The following is a 14,491-nucleotide window of genomic DNA, read 5'->3' as shown; positions in this document are numbered from 1 at the left end:
GCCATGAAAGCTCACGGGGGACGGCGGAGTCAGGCCGAGCGGGACGCGATGACCATCGAGATCGGATACGCGCTGTGCAGCGCGGCGTTCGCGGCGGCGGTGGTGTTCGGGGCTGTGGCCGGCCCGGTGCTGCTGTTCGACCTGCCGCGGGGCGTCTCCACGGTGCTCCTCGGGGCGGGCCTGGCGCTCGCGCCGGTCGTCTTCACGGTCCGGGTCGTCAGCACGCTGGTGCGTTTCCGGCAGGCGTCTCAGCCCAGCCAGCCCGGTCGCACCAGGCCCGACTCGTAGGCCAGGACGACCAGTTGGGCGCGGTCGCGGGCGCCGAGCTTCACCATGGTGCGGCTGACGTGGGTCTTGGCGGTGAGGGGGCTGACGACCAGCCGGCGGGCGATCTCCTCGTTGGACAGGCCGATGCCGACCAGGGCCATCACCTCGCGTTCGCGTTCGGTGAGCTGCGCGAGGGCGTCGGCGGCCGCCGGTTCCTTGGAGCGGGCGGCGAACTCGGCGATCAGGCGGCGCGTCACGCCCGGGGAGAGCAGGGCGTCGCCGCCGACCACCGCCCGTACCGCGCGCAGGAGTTCGTCGGGTTCGGTGTCCTTGACCAGGAAGCCCGAGGCGCCCGAGCGGATCGCCTCGAAGACGTACTCGTCGAGTTCGAAGGTGGTGAGCATGACCACCTTGACGTCCTTCAGCCGCGGCTCGCCGGTGATGCGGCGGGTCGCGGCCAGTCCGTCGAGCAGCGGCATGCGGATGTCCATGAGCACCACGTCGGGGCTCAGGTCGCGCACCTTGCGCAGGGCCTCCTCCCCGTCCGCGGCCTCCCCGGCGACCTCGATGTCCGGCTGGGCGTCGAGCAGCGCCTTGAAGCCTGCCCGCACCAGCGACTGGTCGTCGGCCAGCAGTACCCGGATCACCGGTTCTCCTCCTCGGTCGTCAGGGGCAGTACGGCGAGCACCCGCCAGCCGCCGTCGGGGCGCGCTCCCGCGTCGATGGTGCCACCGAGGGCGGCGGCGCGCTCACGCATCCCGGCCAGGCCGTTGCCGCTGCCGCCGGCGTCCGCCCCGGTCGCGGGCCCGTCGTCGTCGATGCGCAGCCGCAGCGCGCTGCGGTCGTGGTCGAGACGGACGCGTGCGTGCCGCGACCCCGAGTGGCGTACGACGTTGGTGAGCGCCTCCTGGACGATGCGGAAGGCGGCCAGGTCCGTGCCGGGCGGCAGCCGGGGCGGCGCCCCTTGGACCTCGACGGTGAGGCCGGCGGTCGCCGCCTGGTCCACCAGCTCGGGCAGCCGGCCGAGGCCGGGCGCGGGGGCGCGCGGGGCGTCGCCGGGGGTACGCAGGGTGTCGAGCACCTGACGCACCTCCCCCAGCGCCTCCTTGCTGGCGGCCTTGATGGTGGTCAGCGCCGTGCGCGCCTGCTCCGGGTCGGTGTCGAGCAGGGCGAGGCCGACGCCCGCCTGGACGTTGATGACGGAGATGCTGTGCGCGAGGACGTCGTGCAGTTCACGGGCGATCCGCAGCCGTTCCTCGTCGGCCCGCCGCCGGGCGGCCTGGGCGCGCTCGGCGCGTTCCTTGACCCACTGCTCGCGGCGCACACGGGCCAGCTCCGAGACCGCGACGACGGCCACCACCCAGGTGGCGATGACCAGTTCCTGCCCCCAGGAGGAGGCGGTGTCCCCGGGCGGCGGCAGCCTGCGGTACAGCCAGAGCGCGATCAGCGCGTGCCCGGCCCACAGCATGGCCACCGACGCCCACGCGGCCCTGCGGTGCCCGGCGACGACGGCGCTGAAGCAGCTGACGGCGACGGCCAGGAACACGGGTCCGTACGGGTACCCGAAGGCGTAGTAGACGAGGGTGGAAGCCGCCGTGCCGAACACCACGAACGCCGGATACCGCTTGCGCCACAGCAGCAGCCCCGAGGTCACGAGCAGCAGCGCGAGCCCGTAGGCGTCCAGGGGCTCCCGGTGACCGTGCTGGTTGCGGGCCGCGAAGTGCGTACCGACGAGCACGAAGGCGGTGAACAGCGCGGTGGAGAGCCAGGGCCAGCGGCGGCGGGGCGCCTCCTCCTCGCCGGCGCGGTGCCACCACGGGGGGCCGTGCCGCCACCACTGCGGCGGGCCGCCCCGGCGTACGCGCTGCTCCGTCATGACCGCCACGCTAGACGGCCGACGCCACCGGGGGCGTCGGCCGAGCGAGGTGATCACACGTACTTCCCGGGGAGTACGCGCCCTCGCGGACGCCGGGAAGTGCGCGCCCTCGCGGGTGCGCCCCCGGTGCCGGCGGTGGTCAGGTTCCCAGGCCGATCCCGTGCGCGAGCCGGACCACCGCGTGCCGGAAGAACGGCTCGCGGTCCTCCACCACCCGGTTGAACTGTCCGAACAGCTCGAACCCGACCAGCCCGAAGAGCTGCGCCCACGCGGCGACGAGCGCGGCCCCCACCTCGGGCGGCAGACCGGGCGCGAGGTCCGCGGTCATCCGCTCGGCCTCGCCCCGCAGCTCGGCGGGGAGCGGCGGCACGGTCAACCCGTGCCGCTCATGGGCCTCGCGCACGATGCCGATGAGGACCAGACCGACGCGGGCCGCGGCCGGGACGGTGGTCATCGGGGCGGTGTAGCCGGGCACGGGGGAGCCGTAGATGAGGGCGTACTCGTGCGGGTGCGCGAGCGCCCAGCCGCGCACCGCCTCGCACACGGCGGTCCAGCGCGCCAGGGGCTCGGCGCCGGACGCGTCCGCATCCGCGGCCTCCGCGGCCTCGCCCACGGAGTCGTAGGCGTCGATGATGAGCGCGGTCAGCAGGTCGTCCCGGCTCGGGAAGTACCGGTACAGCGCGGAGGAGACCATACCGAGTGCGCGGGCCACGGCACGCAGCGAGAGTTTCGCGGCGCCCTCGGCCGCGAGCTGTCTGCGGGCCTCGTCCTTGATCGCCGCGGTGATCTCCGTCCTGGCCCGGGCGCGGGCTCCCTGTGCGGTGCTCATGCGGACCAGTGTTCCATGAATTCAGAGCACTGCACACAAAAAAGAGCAGTGCTCTTGCTTTGGATCACCGATCCACCCCACACTGTTCATCGAGCGAGAGCACTGCTCTCCCGAACCCGTGGGGGTCATCGTGTCGTCTTCTTCATCCTCTTCGTCGTCCTCGTCGCCGTACTACCTCAAGGGCAGCCCGATGGCCGTCCGCCTCAACGGCGTCATCGGCTGGCTGGCCCGCTACGGGCTGAGCCTCGCCGGCTCGGCCGAGCTGTCGGTGCGCGGCCGCAAGAGCGGCGAGCCGCAACGCATTCCGGTCAACCCGCACACGTACGAGGGCGGGCAGTACCTCGTCTCGGCGCGCGGCCACTCCCAGTGGGTGCGCAACATGCGCGCGGCGGGCGGCGGGGAACTGCGCGTCGGGCGCAAGGTCCGCGAGTTCACCGCGGTGGAGCTGCCCGACGCGGAGAAGCTCCCGATCCTGCGGACCTACCTGGAGAGATGGGGCTGGCAGGTCGACGGGTACTTCAAGGGCGTGACGGCGAAGTCCTCCGACGAGGAGATCACCGCGTCCGCCCCCGACCACCCGGTCTTCCGCATCACGGTCAGGAACTGACCGTGTCCTCGGCCGCGGACGGGGCCTGCCGCCGGTCCAGCGCGGTCAGGGCGCGGTGGGCCATGGGATGGGTGCGGACGATCTCGCCGAGCGAGGTGGAGCCCCGCGTGATGTCCGTGAACGCCTTCCAGGCGGGCCGGAAGCCGGTCAGGACGGCGTGGAAGATGCCCGGCCGGCGCTCGAACACCGCGAGCATCCGCTTGCCGACGGCCATCTCCACGCCCAGCCCCGCCTTGATCGCGAACGCGTAGTTCAGCGCCTGCCGCCGCGTGTCCACCGCGTCGTGCGCCTCGGCGACGCGCACCGCCCACTCCCCCGCGAGCCGCCCGGACCTGAGCGCGAAGGAGATGCCCTCGCGCGTCCACGGCTCGAGGAGTCCGGCCGCGTCCCCGCACACGAGCACCCGTCCGCGCGAGAGCGGCGAGTCCTCGGCGCGACAGCGGGTCAGGTGCCCCGAGGAGATGCTCGGTTCGAACCCCGCCAGGCCCAGCCGGGCGATGAAGTCCTCCAAGTACCGCTTGGTGGCGGCGCCTTCGCCGCGCGCCGAGATCACTCCGACGGTCAGGGTGTCCGCCTTGGGGAAGACCCAGCCGTAACTGCCGGGCATCGGGCCCCAGTCGATGAGCACCCGCCCGCGCCAGTCCTCGGCGACGGTCTCGGGCACCGGGATCTCCGCCTCCAGGCCGAGGTCCACCTGGTCCACCTTCACCCCGACATGCGCTCCTATCCGGCCGGCGCTGCCGTCGGCGCCGACCACCGCGCGCGCGAGCACCGTCTCACCGCCCTGGAGCACCACGGCGACCGTACGCCGGTCCGGCACCGCCGAACCGTGCTGCTCGACCCGGGAGACCGCGGCGCCGGTCCGCAGCTCGGCGCCCGCCTTCTGCGCGTGCTCGACCAACTGCTGGTCGAACTCGGGCCGGTTGATCAGCCCGAACAGCATCTGCTTGGAACGGCGGGTGCGGGTGAAGCGGCCGTTGTGGGAGAAGGTCACCGCGTGCACGCGGTCCTTCAGCGGGAGCGCGAAGCCGGGCGGCAGCGAGTCGCGCGAGGGGCCGATGATCCCGCCGCCGCACGTCTTGTACCGGGGCAGCTCCGCCTTCTCCAGCAACAGCACGCGCCGCCCCGCGACCGCCGCCGCGTAGGCGGCCGAGGCCCCCGCGGGTCCCGCGCCCACCACGACGACGTCCCACACCTGCTGCACGTCGTCCGCCGAAGAGTTCTCGCTGCTCACGATGGTCTACCGCTCCCGATCCAAGCCGCCTGCCGCTGCTGTCTCCCGCATCCTACGGCGGCCCCGGCAGTGGGCCGCTGTGGGAGGATCAGCAGCGTACGTGCCCCGTACACCGGGTCGCGCCTACGCTGACACGATCATCCGGAATACAGAAGTGCTCGCAAGTATCACTCTGGGTACTCACGAGTGCGCCTTCGCACCTACAAGGAGCGTGCCCATGTCGTCGAATCCTGTCGCCGAGACCGTCGCCTCCCTCATGCCCAGGGCACGGGCGGAACTCGCCGAGCTGGTGGCCTTCCAGTCGGTGGCGGACTTCGACCAGTACCCGAAGAGCGAGAGCGAGGGCGCCGCGAACTGGATCGCGGACGCGCTGCGCGCCGAGGGCTTCACCGACGTGGCCCTGCTCGACACCCCGGACGGCACCCAGTCGGTGTACGGCTACCTGCCCGGCCCGGAGGGCGCGAGGACGGTCCTGCTCTACGCCCACTACGACGTGCAGCCGCCGCTGGACGAGGCCGGCTGGACGAGCCCGCCCTTCGAGCTGACCGAGCGTGACGGCCGCTGGTACGGGCGCGGCGCCGCCGACTGCAAGGGCGGCCTCATCATGCACCTGCTCGCCCTGCGCGCCCTGAAGGCCGACGGCGGTGTCCCGGTCAACGTCAAGGTGATAGCCGAAGGCTCCGAGGAGCAGGGCACCGGCGGCCTGGAGCGCTACGCCGAGGAGCACCCCGAACTCCTGACGGCCGACACCGTCGTGATCGGCGACACCGGCAACTTCCGCGTCGGTCTGCCCACCGTCACCAGCACCCTGCGCGGCATGACCCTGGTCCGAATCCAGGTCGACACCCTCGAAGGCAACCTGCACTCCGGCCAGTTCGGCGGTGCCGCCCCGGACGCGCTCGCCGCGCTGATCCGTGTGCTGGACTCGCTGCGCGCCGAGGACGGTTCGACGACCGTCGACGGCCTGTCCGGCGACTCCGTCTGGGACGGCCTGGCCTACGAGGAGGAGCAGTTCCGCAAGGACGCCAAGGTGCTGGACGGCGTGGAGCTGATCGGCTCCGGCACGGTCGCCGACCGCATCTGGGCCCGCCCCGCCGTCACCGTGCTCGGCATCGACTGCCCGCCGGTCGTCGGCGCCACCCCGTCCGTGCAGGCCGGCGCCCGCGCCCTGGTCAGCCTGCGGGTGCCGCCGGGCGTCGACGCGGGCGAGGCGACCAAGCTGCTCCAGGCCCACCTGGAGGCCCACACGCCGTGGGGCGCCCGGGTGCGCACCGAGCAGATCGGCCAGGGCCAGGCCTTCCGCGCCGACACCACCAGCCCGGCCTACCGGGCGATGGCCGACGCGATGGCGGTCGCCTACCCCGGCCAGGACATGCAGTACGCCGGTCAGGGCGGCTCCATCCCGCTGTGCAACACCCTCGCCGCGCTCTACCCGCAGGCCGAGATCCTGCTGATCGGCCTGAGCGAGCCGGAGGCGCAGATCCACGCCCTGAACGAGAGCGTCTCCCCCGAGGAGCTGGAGCGCCTGTCGGTGGCGGAGGCCCTGTTCCTGCGCAACTACGCGGCGAGCTGACCCTCGCTCCGTCCGCGGCCCAGGTCCTCCGCCGTACGGCGGGATCCTGGGCCGCGGACGCACTCACCACTGCCTCGACGTTCAACTCCCTTGCCACGAGGTGCCGTTCCCAAGCAATAGGGGCCGACGAGCGCCCGGCGTCCGGATGAGGATGGGACCATGACCCTCTCCACCCGCATCGCGGCACACACCGACATCGCCACCGCCCTCTCACTTCTCAGCGACGGCGAACTCGCTCAACTCCTTGCGGGCGGCGAGCCGTTCGGCAACGGGATAGGCGGCCGTTCCGCGATCGTCGACGTGGACGGCCACCAGGTCTTCGTCAAGTACGTGCGCCTGACCGACGTCGAACGGCACACCGACCACCTGCGGTCGACCGCGAACCTCTTCGACCTGCCGCCCTACTTCCACTACGGCATCGGCAGCCCCGGACTCGGGGCGTGGCGGGAGCTCGCCGCGCACCGCATGACGACGAACTGGGTGCTCTCCGGCCGCTTCCCCGGCTTCCCCCTGCTGCACCACTGGCGGGCGCTGCCCGACACGCCCGGACCGCTGCCGGAGCTGCTGGCCGACGTGGAGCGGACCGTCGCCTACTGGGGCGGCGCCCCGCAGGTGGAGCACCGCATCGAGGCACTGCGCACGGCCACCGCGAGCCTGGTCCTGTTCCTTGAGTACGTGCCGTACACCGCGGACGACTGGCTCGCCGCCCGGCTGCGCGGCGACGCGGCGGACAGCGCGTGCGAGTTCGTCGAAACCGGCCTCGAGGCCCTCACCGGCTTCCTGCACGAGCACCGGCTGCTGCACCTGGACGCGCACTTCCACAACATCCTCACCGACGGCACCCGGCTGTACCTCACCGACTTCGGTCTCGCGCTGAGCGACCGGTTCCGGCTCACCGGGCGGGAGCGCGAGTTCTTCGGCCACCACCGCGGCTACGACCGCGCCTACACCGTCACGCACCTGGTGAACTGGCTGGTCAACGCCCTGTACACGTACGACCTGGAGGAACGCCGGGCCTTCGTCCGCGCCTGCGCCGAAGGCGCGCGGCCCGAGGGCGTCCCGGCGGCGGCCGCGGCGCTTCTGACCCGTCACGCGCCGATCGCCGCGCGTCTGAACGCCTTCCACGACCGTCTGCGCAAGGAGAGCAGGCTGACCCCCTATCCGTACGAGGAACTGCAAGGCGTCGGCGACAGCCTCACGCATTCGGCGCATTCCACGCGTTCCGCTTAGGACCGGGCGTCAGCCGACCGGGACCCCGGCCTCCAGGTACACCGCCGCGCCGCGCTCGCGGGCCCGCAGTGCCCAGCGCAGCCGGGCGTAGCGGACGGGTGGGAGCAGGTCGGCGGCCTCCCGCTCGGTGACGAAGCGGCAGGCGCGCAGTTCGGGTCCGGGCAGCAGCAGCCGCTGGGCCGCCGCGGAGTCCAGCCGGCCGCCGTCGAAGAGGAAGCGCAGACCGCCGAAGGCGGGGGGCGCGGGCGGCTCCCAGTCGACGACGAGCAGCCGGGGCACGTCGTCCAGCCGCACCCCCGTCTCCTCGGCGACCTCGCGCATTCCCGCACGGGCCGGCGCCTCGCCGGGTTCGACGACACCGCCGGGGAACTCCCAGCCGGGCTTGTAGGTGGGGTCGACGAGCAGCACGCGGTTCCGTTCGTCGAACAGGAGCACCCCGGAGGCGACGGTCTCGGCCGTGGGCTCCGGGGTCTGCACGATGTCGCAGACGGGCACGGCACCGCTGCTGACGGCCTCGACGACGCGGACGGCCGTCTCGTGCGGGGTGAGGGCGCTGGTGTCGACGGGGTGGGCGTCGGCGGTGAGCCAGGAGGCCAGCGCGGTCCGGTAGGGCTCGATGTGGTCGTAGGCCCACTGGCGGACGCGTATCTCGCCGTCGGGCAGGTCGGGCGGGACCTCCCGGTGGGCTATCCGCTCCCGCAGGATCGTTTCGGCCGGGGCGAGGAGTACGTGCCGTACGGCGATGCGGCGGGCGGCGAGCCCGCCGAAGATCTCGTCGCGGTGCTCCTGGCGCAGCAGGGTCATGGGCACCACGAGGGTTCCGCCCAGCTCGGCGAGCATCGCGGCCGCCGTGTCGATCACCATGCGCCGCCAGATCGGCAGATCCTGGTAGTCGCCGACCTCGGCGAGGTGTTTGGGCGGCAGCAGATACGTCAGCGCACCGCCGATGACCTCGGGGTCGAAGAGCGTACTGTTCGGGATCAGTTCGATCAGTTCCCGTGCGGTGGTCGTCTTCCCCGCACCGAAAGCGCCGTTGATCCAGACGATCACGGGTCCCCCTCTGCTGTCGGCCCCCTGTGGCTTGCCCGCTCCACCCTGCCACGGAAACCAGCCCCAGTTGAGGGCTGTCCACAGGACGGCGCCGGCACCCCCGCGACGGGGGCGCCGGCGCCGCGCCGGGCCGACGGGCGTCAGCCGTGGTGACGCCCGGACGCGTCGTCGTCCGTCGTGTGGCCTTCCTGATCGACGACCTGGTCGACGGTGCCCACGATGTCCTTCACGCTCCGGTCACCGAGCCCGTCGTGGTCGACGGCGTGCGACGGCGTGACGGCGGCCACGACGAATCCGGTGGCCAGGGACGCGAGGGCGAGCATGCTGCGCTTCTTCATGCTCGGTTCAACTGCGCCGACCGGCCGCGGGTCACGCTCGTGCACCCGACGGGAGCACTCACCCCTTCGTCGACCCCAGCGTCAGTCCCGCGATGAAGTGGCGTTGCAGGAGCAGGAAGACCACGATCGTCGGAAGGGCCACCAGGACCGATCCGGCCGCCAGCAGGTTGTAGTCCGTGAAGAACTGTCCGCGCAGGTTGTTCAAGGAGGAGGTGATCGGGAGCTTGCCGGGGTCGGAGATGAAGATCAGGGCCCAGAGGAAGTCGTTGTAGACCCAGGTGAACTCAAGGGTGGCCAGGGCCGCGAGGGCCGGTCGGCACAGCGGCAGCGTAATGCGCCAGAACCGGGTCCACACGCCCGCGCCGTCGACGATCGCCGCCTCCAGGATCTCCTGGGGCAGCGTGCGCATGAAGTTGGCCAGGACGAAGACGCAGAAGCCCAGCTGGAAGCCGATGTTGACGACGATGACGGCCCAGTAGGAGTCGTACATCGTCAGTGAGTCGGACATCCACCACGGCAACGGGATCCTGTTGAACAGGACGTAGAGAGGCGTGACGATCACCTGCTGCGGGAGCAGGTTGCCCGCCGTGAAGAACATCAGCAGGACGAGGCCGCCGCGCAGTCTCAGGCGCGAGACCGCGAACGCCACGAACGCCGCGAGGAACAGCGTGACGATCACCGCGGGCACCGCGATGATCAGCGTGTTGACGAAGTATCCGCCCATGCCGGACTCGGTGTAGGCCTGGCGGTAGTACGCGAAGGACAGATGGCTGGGCCAGGAGAAGTAGCCGTTCTGCGCCGTGTCCTGGTAGGGGCGCAGGGAGGCGTAGACGGCGAGCAGCAGCGGCGCGACGAACGCCAGCGACACCGCCGCCAGGAAGATCTGCACGCCCCAGCGGCCCCGCCGCCGGGGCCCCGCCGGCCGTGCGGGCGCCTGCGCCGGGCGGTGCACGGGCGCGGTGGTGCGGATGTCTGCCGTCATCGGTCGCGGGCCCCTCGCAGCTCTTGGACCAGGAACGTCACGATGCCCCCCAGGGACACGGTGAGCAGGACCACGGCGATGGCGGAGCCGAAGCCGATGCGGCTGGCCTCGCCGATGATGTTGTCGGTGATCAGCACCGACAGCAGTTCCAGGCCGTTGCGGCCCTTGTTGACCGCGTAGACGATGTCGAAGGCGCGCAGCGCCTCGATGACCGTGATGACGCCGACCACGACGTTCACCGGGCGCAGTGTCGGCAGGACCACGCGGAAGAACGTCTGGCGTTCGTTCGCCCCGTCGATCGCCGCCGCCTCCTTCAGCGCCGGGTCGACGGACTTCAGGCCGGCCAGGTAGAGGATCATGACGTAGCCGACGTGCCGCCAGCTCGCCGCGATCATCATCATCCAGATGTTGAGGCGGGAGTCGCCGAGCCAGTCGACGGGGTCGGTGTGGTTGCCGAGGAGGGTGTTGACCGCACCCTGGTCGGTGCCCAGCAGCAGTTGGGCGATGAAGCCGACGATGGCCAGGGAGAGCACCACCGGCAGGTAGAGCACGGACTGGTAGAAGCGGCTGAAGCGGACCCCCCGGTCGATGAGGACGGCCAGGAACAGTCCGAACGGCGTCGCGATCAGTCCGAGGAAGAGCAGCCAGAGGACGTTGTGGCGGACCGCGGGCCAGAACGGCGGGTAGTTCTCCGCGAGGTTCCGGTAGTTCTCGCCGCCGGCCCAGTGGATGTCCCCGATGCCGTCCCAGGAGGTGAAGGACAGTCCGATGGAGGCCAGCGTCGGACCCCAGACGATGGCGACGTCGAGCAGCACCGGTATGCCGAGCAGCACGACGAGGACGGCGAGGTCGCGGCGGGTGAACCGGCGCAGCCGTGGCCGTCCGGCGCGCCGCGGGGAGGTGAGCGCCACGGAAGATGTCCCCCAGTGATCAGCCGACGGGCTGCGCGAAGATGGTCTTCTTCTGCCGTTCGATGCTGTTGCACAGCCCGTCGACGTCCTTCGGGTCGCCGATGAAGTCCTGGATCGCCTGGATCATCACGGTGGAGGCGAAGTCGGGGCGGGTGTCGCGGTCCAGGAACTGCGAGATCTGCTTCGCGCCGGAGACGAGTTCGGCGGACTTCTTCTGCAGGGCGCTGTACTTGGAGGTGTCGGCGCCGGAGTTGACGGCCACGTTGTTCGGGTCGTACTGGAGGTAGATGTCCTCGGCCTTCGGTGTGCCGAGCCACTTGAGCAGGTCCTTGGCTGCGGCGACGTTCTTGGACTTCTTCGCCACGAGGAAGCCGTCGATGGGCGCCTCCACGGCGTCCTGGCCGTACTGCGGGTCGATCTCGGGGAACGCGAAGAAGTCGATGTCGTCGCGCTCGTTCTCCGGGAACTGGCTGCCGGGGTGAGGCATGCCGAAGACGGCCATGCCTGTCCTGCGCTGCTGAAGGCTCTGCCCGGCCTCCTCCCAGGTCCGGCCGAGGGCGCCCTTCTGGTAGTACGGCATGAGTTCGCGCCAGGTGTCGAAGACCTTCTTCACCCGGTTGTCGGTCCACGCCTCCTGGCCCGCCATCAGGGACTTGTGGAAGTCGTATCCGTTCAGGCGCAGGTTGATGTAGTCGAAGGTGCCCATGGCGGGCCAGCCGTCCTTGTCGCTGAAGGCGACCGGGGTGCCGTCCTTGGACATCTGTTTGGCCAGCGCGATGAACTGGTCCCAGTTCTTGGGCTGTTGGTAGCCCTTCTGCTGGAACAGGCTGGTCCGGTGGAAGACGGCCCACGGATAGTAGTAGTACGGCACGAAGAACTGCCGGCCGTCGTGCGTCGACTGTGCCTTGAGGGCGTCGGAGAACCCGGAGAAGGACGACCACACGTCACTGATGTCGGTCAGCAGCCCCTTCTCCGCGAAGTACTGCATGCGGTACCCGGCGAACCACATGAAGACGTCGTCGGGCCGGCCCTGGAGATACCGGTTGATGTTCTCCTGGAAGTCGTTGTGGTCCTTGGTGTTGACCTTGACCTTCTTGCCGGACTGCTTCCGGTAGGCGTCGAACGCCGCCGCGTACGCCTTCTTCGGTACCGCGTCCGATGCGTTCGACCCGACGGTGACCTCGTTCTTGCCTCCACCGGGTCCGGAACCGCAGGCGGACAGCAGGGCGGGAAGTGTGACCATGCCCGCTCCGACGGCCGCACCCTGCAGAACATTGCGCCGGGAGATCGGATGTCCTGCTTCATCTGTCGGCGGGATGAGTCGGTTGAACGATGACTGCGCCATATCCCCCTCCTCGGGGTGCCACCCAACACAACCGAACGAGAGGGTTGGATCTCACCGCCAACTTCCCTCGGAGTCAAGGGTTCTGACGGGATATCGAACAACCGTTACCGCTTCTCTTCCAACAGAGTCCGACAGCTCCTACCATAACCGCGCACCGATGACGCGGACATGATGTCATCCCATCTTTCGCGAGTTCGGAGGAGCGTTCTTATGCGTCACCCGCACACGCGCACCGCCCGCCGCACAGTGGTCGGGGCTCTGGCCGCAGGACTGCTGTGCACCACGGGACTCGCCGTCCCGGCCGTCGCCGCGCCCGCCGCAACGGCCCCCGCTCGGGACTCCGTCACGCCCACGCGGTCCGACGGGCTCGCCCTCACCCCTCCGATGGGCTTCAACAACTGGAACTCCACGCACTGCCGGGCCGAGTTCGACGAGTCCATGGTCAAGGGCATCGCCGACCTCTTCGTCGCCAAGGGGCTGAAGGACGCCGGGTACCAGTACGTCAACCTCGACGACTGCTGGGCCCTGCCCGCCCGCGACGCGAACGGCAAGCTCGTGCCCGACCCGGTCCGGTTCCCGAACGGCATCAGGGCTGTCGCGGACTACGTGCACTCCAAGGGACTGAAGCTGGGCATCTACACCAGTGCCGGCACCAAGACGTGCAACAGCGCCGGATTCCCCGGCGCGCTCGGCCACGAGTACAGCGACGCCCAGCAGTTCGCCGACTGGGGTGTGGACTACCTCAAGTACGACAACTGCAACAACCAGGGAGTGGACGCCAGGCTGCGGTACACCACCATGCGGGACGCGCTGAAGGCGACCGGCCGGCCCATCGTCTACAGCCTCTGCGAATGGGGCGAGAACAAGCCCTGGGAATGGGCCTCCGACGTCGGGCACCTGTGGCGCACGACCGGTGACATCAGCGACAGTTGGGGCTCGATGCTGTCGATCCTGAAGCAGAACCTGCCGCTCGCCCCGTACGCCGGTCCGGGCCACTGGAACGACCCCGACATGCTGGAGGTCGGCAACGGCGGCATGACGGACACCGAGTACCGCACCCACTTCTCGATGTGGTCCGTGATGGCCGCGCCCCTCCTCATCGGATCGGACCTGCGCAAGGCCTCCGGGGCGACCTTCGACATCCTGGCCAACAAGGAGGTCATCGCCGTCGACCAGGACCCGCTGGGCAAGCAGGGCACCGTCGTCTCCTCCGAGGGCGGGCGCTGGGTCGTGGCCAAGGAGATGAAGGACGGCAGCCGCGCCGTCGCCCTGTTCAACGAGACCGGCAGCCCGCAGCGCGTCGCCACCTCCGCGCGGGCCGTGGGCCTGCCCGACGCCGCCGCCTACACCCTGCGCGATCTGTGGCGGCACCGCTCCTACAACACCGCGGGCACGATCTCGGCGACCGTCCCGGCCCACGGCACCGTCCTGGTCCGGGTCTTCCCCGACAGCCGCTGGGCCGCGAACCCGCCCGCCGTCGAACTCGGCCTGGACGGCGCTCCGTTGCTGGAGGGGGGCAAGCCGGCGACGCTGACCACGACCGTCACCGACCTGGGCCGTACGCCGGCCACGCAGGTCTCCGTGTCCCTGACCGGCCCCGAGGGCTGGACGGTACGGCCCGAGTCCGCTACCCACGCCGGGTCGGTACCGACGGGCAAGGCGCTGCGCACGCGCTGGACGGTCACCGCACCGGCCGGAACGCCGACGGGGTCGTACGACCTGACGCTTCAGGCGAGTCACCGCTCCCCCGGCGGCGCCCGCGCCGACAGCGCCCTGGCCTTCGCCGCCGGCGTGGTGGTGCGGCCGCCCGCCGGGACGTCGTACCTCAGTGACCTTCCCTGGCTCTCGGCCACCAACGGCTACGGCCCGGTGGAACGCGACACCAGCAACGGCGAGAGCGCCGCCGGTGACGGTCACCCGATCACCCTCGGCGGAGTCGTGTACTCCAAGGGGCTCGGCGTCCACGCGGAGAGCGCCGTCGAGTACTACACCGGCGGGACCTGCCGGACGGTCACCGCCGACGTCGGCGTCGACGACGAGAAGAACGGCAGGGGCACGGTCGCGTTCGAGATCTGGGCGGACGGCAGGAAGGCCGCCGCCACCGGAGTCCTCACCAACGCGATGGGCGCCCGGCCGCTGTCGGCGGACGTGACCGGCGCGCAGGTGGTCCGCCTCGTCGTCACGGACGGCGGCGACGGCATCGACTCCGACCACGCGGACTGGGCGGACGCCCGCCTGATGTGCTGAGC

At 70.9% G+C, this 14,491-nt stretch carries 14 protein-coding genes; 5 read left to right on the top strand and 9 right to left on the bottom strand.

Annotated features, from left to right (window positions below; genetic code table 11):
• Positions 1-3 precede the first annotated feature (3 nt).
• Positions 4-288: a DUF6332 family protein gene (locus ACWC91_RS28885; RefSeq protein WP_225080004.1), complete on the top strand. Its 285-nt coding sequence runs from the start codon at positions 4-6 to the stop codon at positions 286-288.
• Here the strand turns inward: ACWC91_RS28885 and ACWC91_RS28880 are convergent.
• From ACWC91_RS28880 to ACWC91_RS28870, 3 genes are all read right to left on the bottom strand, one after another.
• Entirely contained in the window at positions 249-914 is a 666-nt protein-coding gene (locus tag ACWC91_RS28880; protein ID WP_141363819.1) for a response regulator transcription factor, read from the bottom strand. The genes ACWC91_RS28885 and ACWC91_RS28880 overlap by 40 nt on opposite strands.
• A complete protein-coding gene (locus ACWC91_RS28875) occupies positions 911-2,143 on the bottom strand; it encodes a sensor histidine kinase (RefSeq protein ID WP_450641918.1) in 1,233 nt (410 codons plus the stop codon). The genes ACWC91_RS28880 and ACWC91_RS28875 overlap by 4 nt, the downstream gene beginning before the upstream one ends.
• Before the next feature lie 139 nt (positions 2,144-2,282).
• On the bottom strand, positions 2,283-2,972 hold the full coding sequence (locus ACWC91_RS28870) for a TetR/AcrR family transcriptional regulator (RefSeq protein WP_225080006.1): 690 nt from the start codon (positions 2,970-2,972) through the stop codon (positions 2,283-2,285).
• A 190-nt stretch (positions 2,973-3,162) separates the two neighbouring features.
• On the opposite strand from ACWC91_RS28870, the gene ACWC91_RS28865 reads away from it, so the two are divergent.
• Positions 3,163-3,579 (top strand): nitroreductase family deazaflavin-dependent oxidoreductase, encoded by a 417-nt coding sequence (locus ACWC91_RS28865; RefSeq protein WP_450641945.1) that lies wholly within the window; start codon positions 3,163-3,165, stop codon positions 3,577-3,579.
• Here ACWC91_RS28865 and ACWC91_RS28860 read toward each other — a convergent pair.
• Positions 3,569-4,813 (bottom strand): geranylgeranyl reductase family protein, encoded by a 1,245-nt coding sequence (locus ACWC91_RS28860; protein WP_450641915.1) that lies wholly within the window; start codon positions 4,811-4,813, stop codon positions 3,569-3,571. The two genes, ACWC91_RS28865 and ACWC91_RS28860, sit on opposite strands and share 11 nt — an antisense overlap.
• 217 nt (positions 4,814-5,030) lie before the next feature.
• On the opposite strand from ACWC91_RS28860, the gene ACWC91_RS28855 reads away from it, so the two are divergent.
• Positions 5,031-6,386, top strand: coding sequence for a dipeptidase (locus ACWC91_RS28855; protein ID WP_225080008.1), 1,356 nt, complete (start codon positions 5,031-5,033; stop codon positions 6,384-6,386).
• A gap of 159 nt (positions 6,387-6,545) precedes the next feature.
• Positions 6,546-7,616, top strand: a complete 1,071-nt coding sequence (locus tag ACWC91_RS28850; RefSeq protein ID WP_450641913.1) for a protein kinase family protein — start codon at positions 6,546-6,548, stop codon at positions 7,614-7,616.
• Between the two features lie 9 nt (positions 7,617-7,625).
• On the opposite strand, the gene ACWC91_RS28845 is transcribed toward ACWC91_RS28850, so the two are convergent.
• The 5 genes from ACWC91_RS28845 to ACWC91_RS28825 form a co-directional block, all read right to left on the bottom strand.
• Positions 7,626-8,666, bottom strand: coding sequence for an NUDIX hydrolase (locus ACWC91_RS28845; protein WP_225080010.1), 1,041 nt, complete (start codon positions 8,664-8,666; stop codon positions 7,626-7,628).
• 140 nt (positions 8,667-8,806) lie between these two features.
• Positions 8,807-9,004, bottom strand: coding sequence for a hypothetical protein (locus ACWC91_RS28840; protein WP_225078516.1), 198 nt, complete (start codon positions 9,002-9,004; stop codon positions 8,807-8,809).
• Positions 9,005-9,062: 58 nt separating this feature from the next.
• Entirely contained in the window at positions 9,063-9,986 is a 924-nt protein-coding gene (locus ACWC91_RS28835) for a carbohydrate ABC transporter permease (RefSeq protein WP_141363769.1), read from the bottom strand.
• A complete protein-coding gene (locus tag ACWC91_RS28830; RefSeq protein ID WP_225078515.1) occupies positions 9,983-10,897 on the bottom strand; it encodes a carbohydrate ABC transporter permease in 915 nt (304 codons plus the stop codon). The genes ACWC91_RS28835 and ACWC91_RS28830 overlap by 4 nt, the downstream gene beginning before the upstream one ends.
• 19 nt (positions 10,898-10,916) lie before the next feature.
• Positions 10,917-12,185 carry an ABC transporter substrate-binding protein gene (locus tag ACWC91_RS28825; protein WP_450641943.1) on the bottom strand — a complete coding sequence of 423 codons (1,269 nt, stop codon included), beginning with the start codon at positions 12,183-12,185 and terminating at the stop codon, positions 10,917-10,919.
• Between the two features lie 267 nt (positions 12,186-12,452).
• Between ACWC91_RS28825 and ACWC91_RS28820 the strand changes: the two genes are divergently transcribed.
• Positions 12,453-14,489 carry an NPCBM/NEW2 domain-containing protein gene (locus ACWC91_RS28820; protein ID WP_450641909.1) on the top strand — a complete coding sequence of 679 codons (2,037 nt, stop codon included), beginning with the start codon at positions 12,453-12,455 and terminating at the stop codon, positions 14,487-14,489.
• Positions 14,490-14,491 lie beyond the last annotated feature (2 nt).

Source organism: Streptomyces sp. NPDC001204, assembly GCF_053598035.1.
The sequence above is the reverse complement of the archived record's forward strand: the minus strand, read 5'-3'. Positions and strand labels throughout refer to the sequence as shown.

Excerpts from the sequence above, each read along its gene's own strand:
- ACWC91_RS28820 (WP_450641909.1), top strand. The coding sequence starts at position 12,453 with ATGCGTCACCCGCACACGCGCACCGCCCGCCGCACAGTGGTCGGGGCT.
- ACWC91_RS28855 (WP_225080008.1), top strand. The coding sequence starts at position 5,031 with ATGTCGTCGAATCCTGTCGCCGAGACCGTCGCCTCCCTCATGCCCAGG.
- ACWC91_RS28885 (WP_225080004.1), top strand. The coding sequence starts at position 4 with ATGAAAGCTCACGGGGGACGGCGGAGTCAGGCCGAGCGGGACGCGATG.
- ACWC91_RS28840 (WP_225078516.1), bottom strand. The coding sequence starts at position 9,004 with ATGAAGAAGCGCAGCATGCTCGCCCTCGCGTCCCTGGCCACCGGATTC.
- ACWC91_RS28870 (WP_225080006.1), bottom strand. The coding sequence starts at position 2,972 with ATGAGCACCGCACAGGGAGCCCGCGCCCGGGCCAGGACGGAGATCACC.
- ACWC91_RS28865 (WP_450641945.1), top strand. The coding sequence starts at position 3,163 with ATGGCCGTCCGCCTCAACGGCGTCATCGGCTGGCTGGCCCGCTACGGG.
- ACWC91_RS28875 (WP_450641918.1), bottom strand. The coding sequence starts at position 2,143 with ATGACGGAGCAGCGCGTACGCCGGGGCGGCCCGCCGCAGTGGTGGCGG.
- ACWC91_RS28850 (WP_450641913.1), top strand. The coding sequence starts at position 6,546 with ATGACCCTCTCCACCCGCATCGCGGCACACACCGACATCGCCACCGCC.
- ACWC91_RS28835 (WP_141363769.1), bottom strand. The coding sequence starts at position 9,986 with ATGACGGCAGACATCCGCACCACCGCGCCCGTGCACCGCCCGGCGCAG.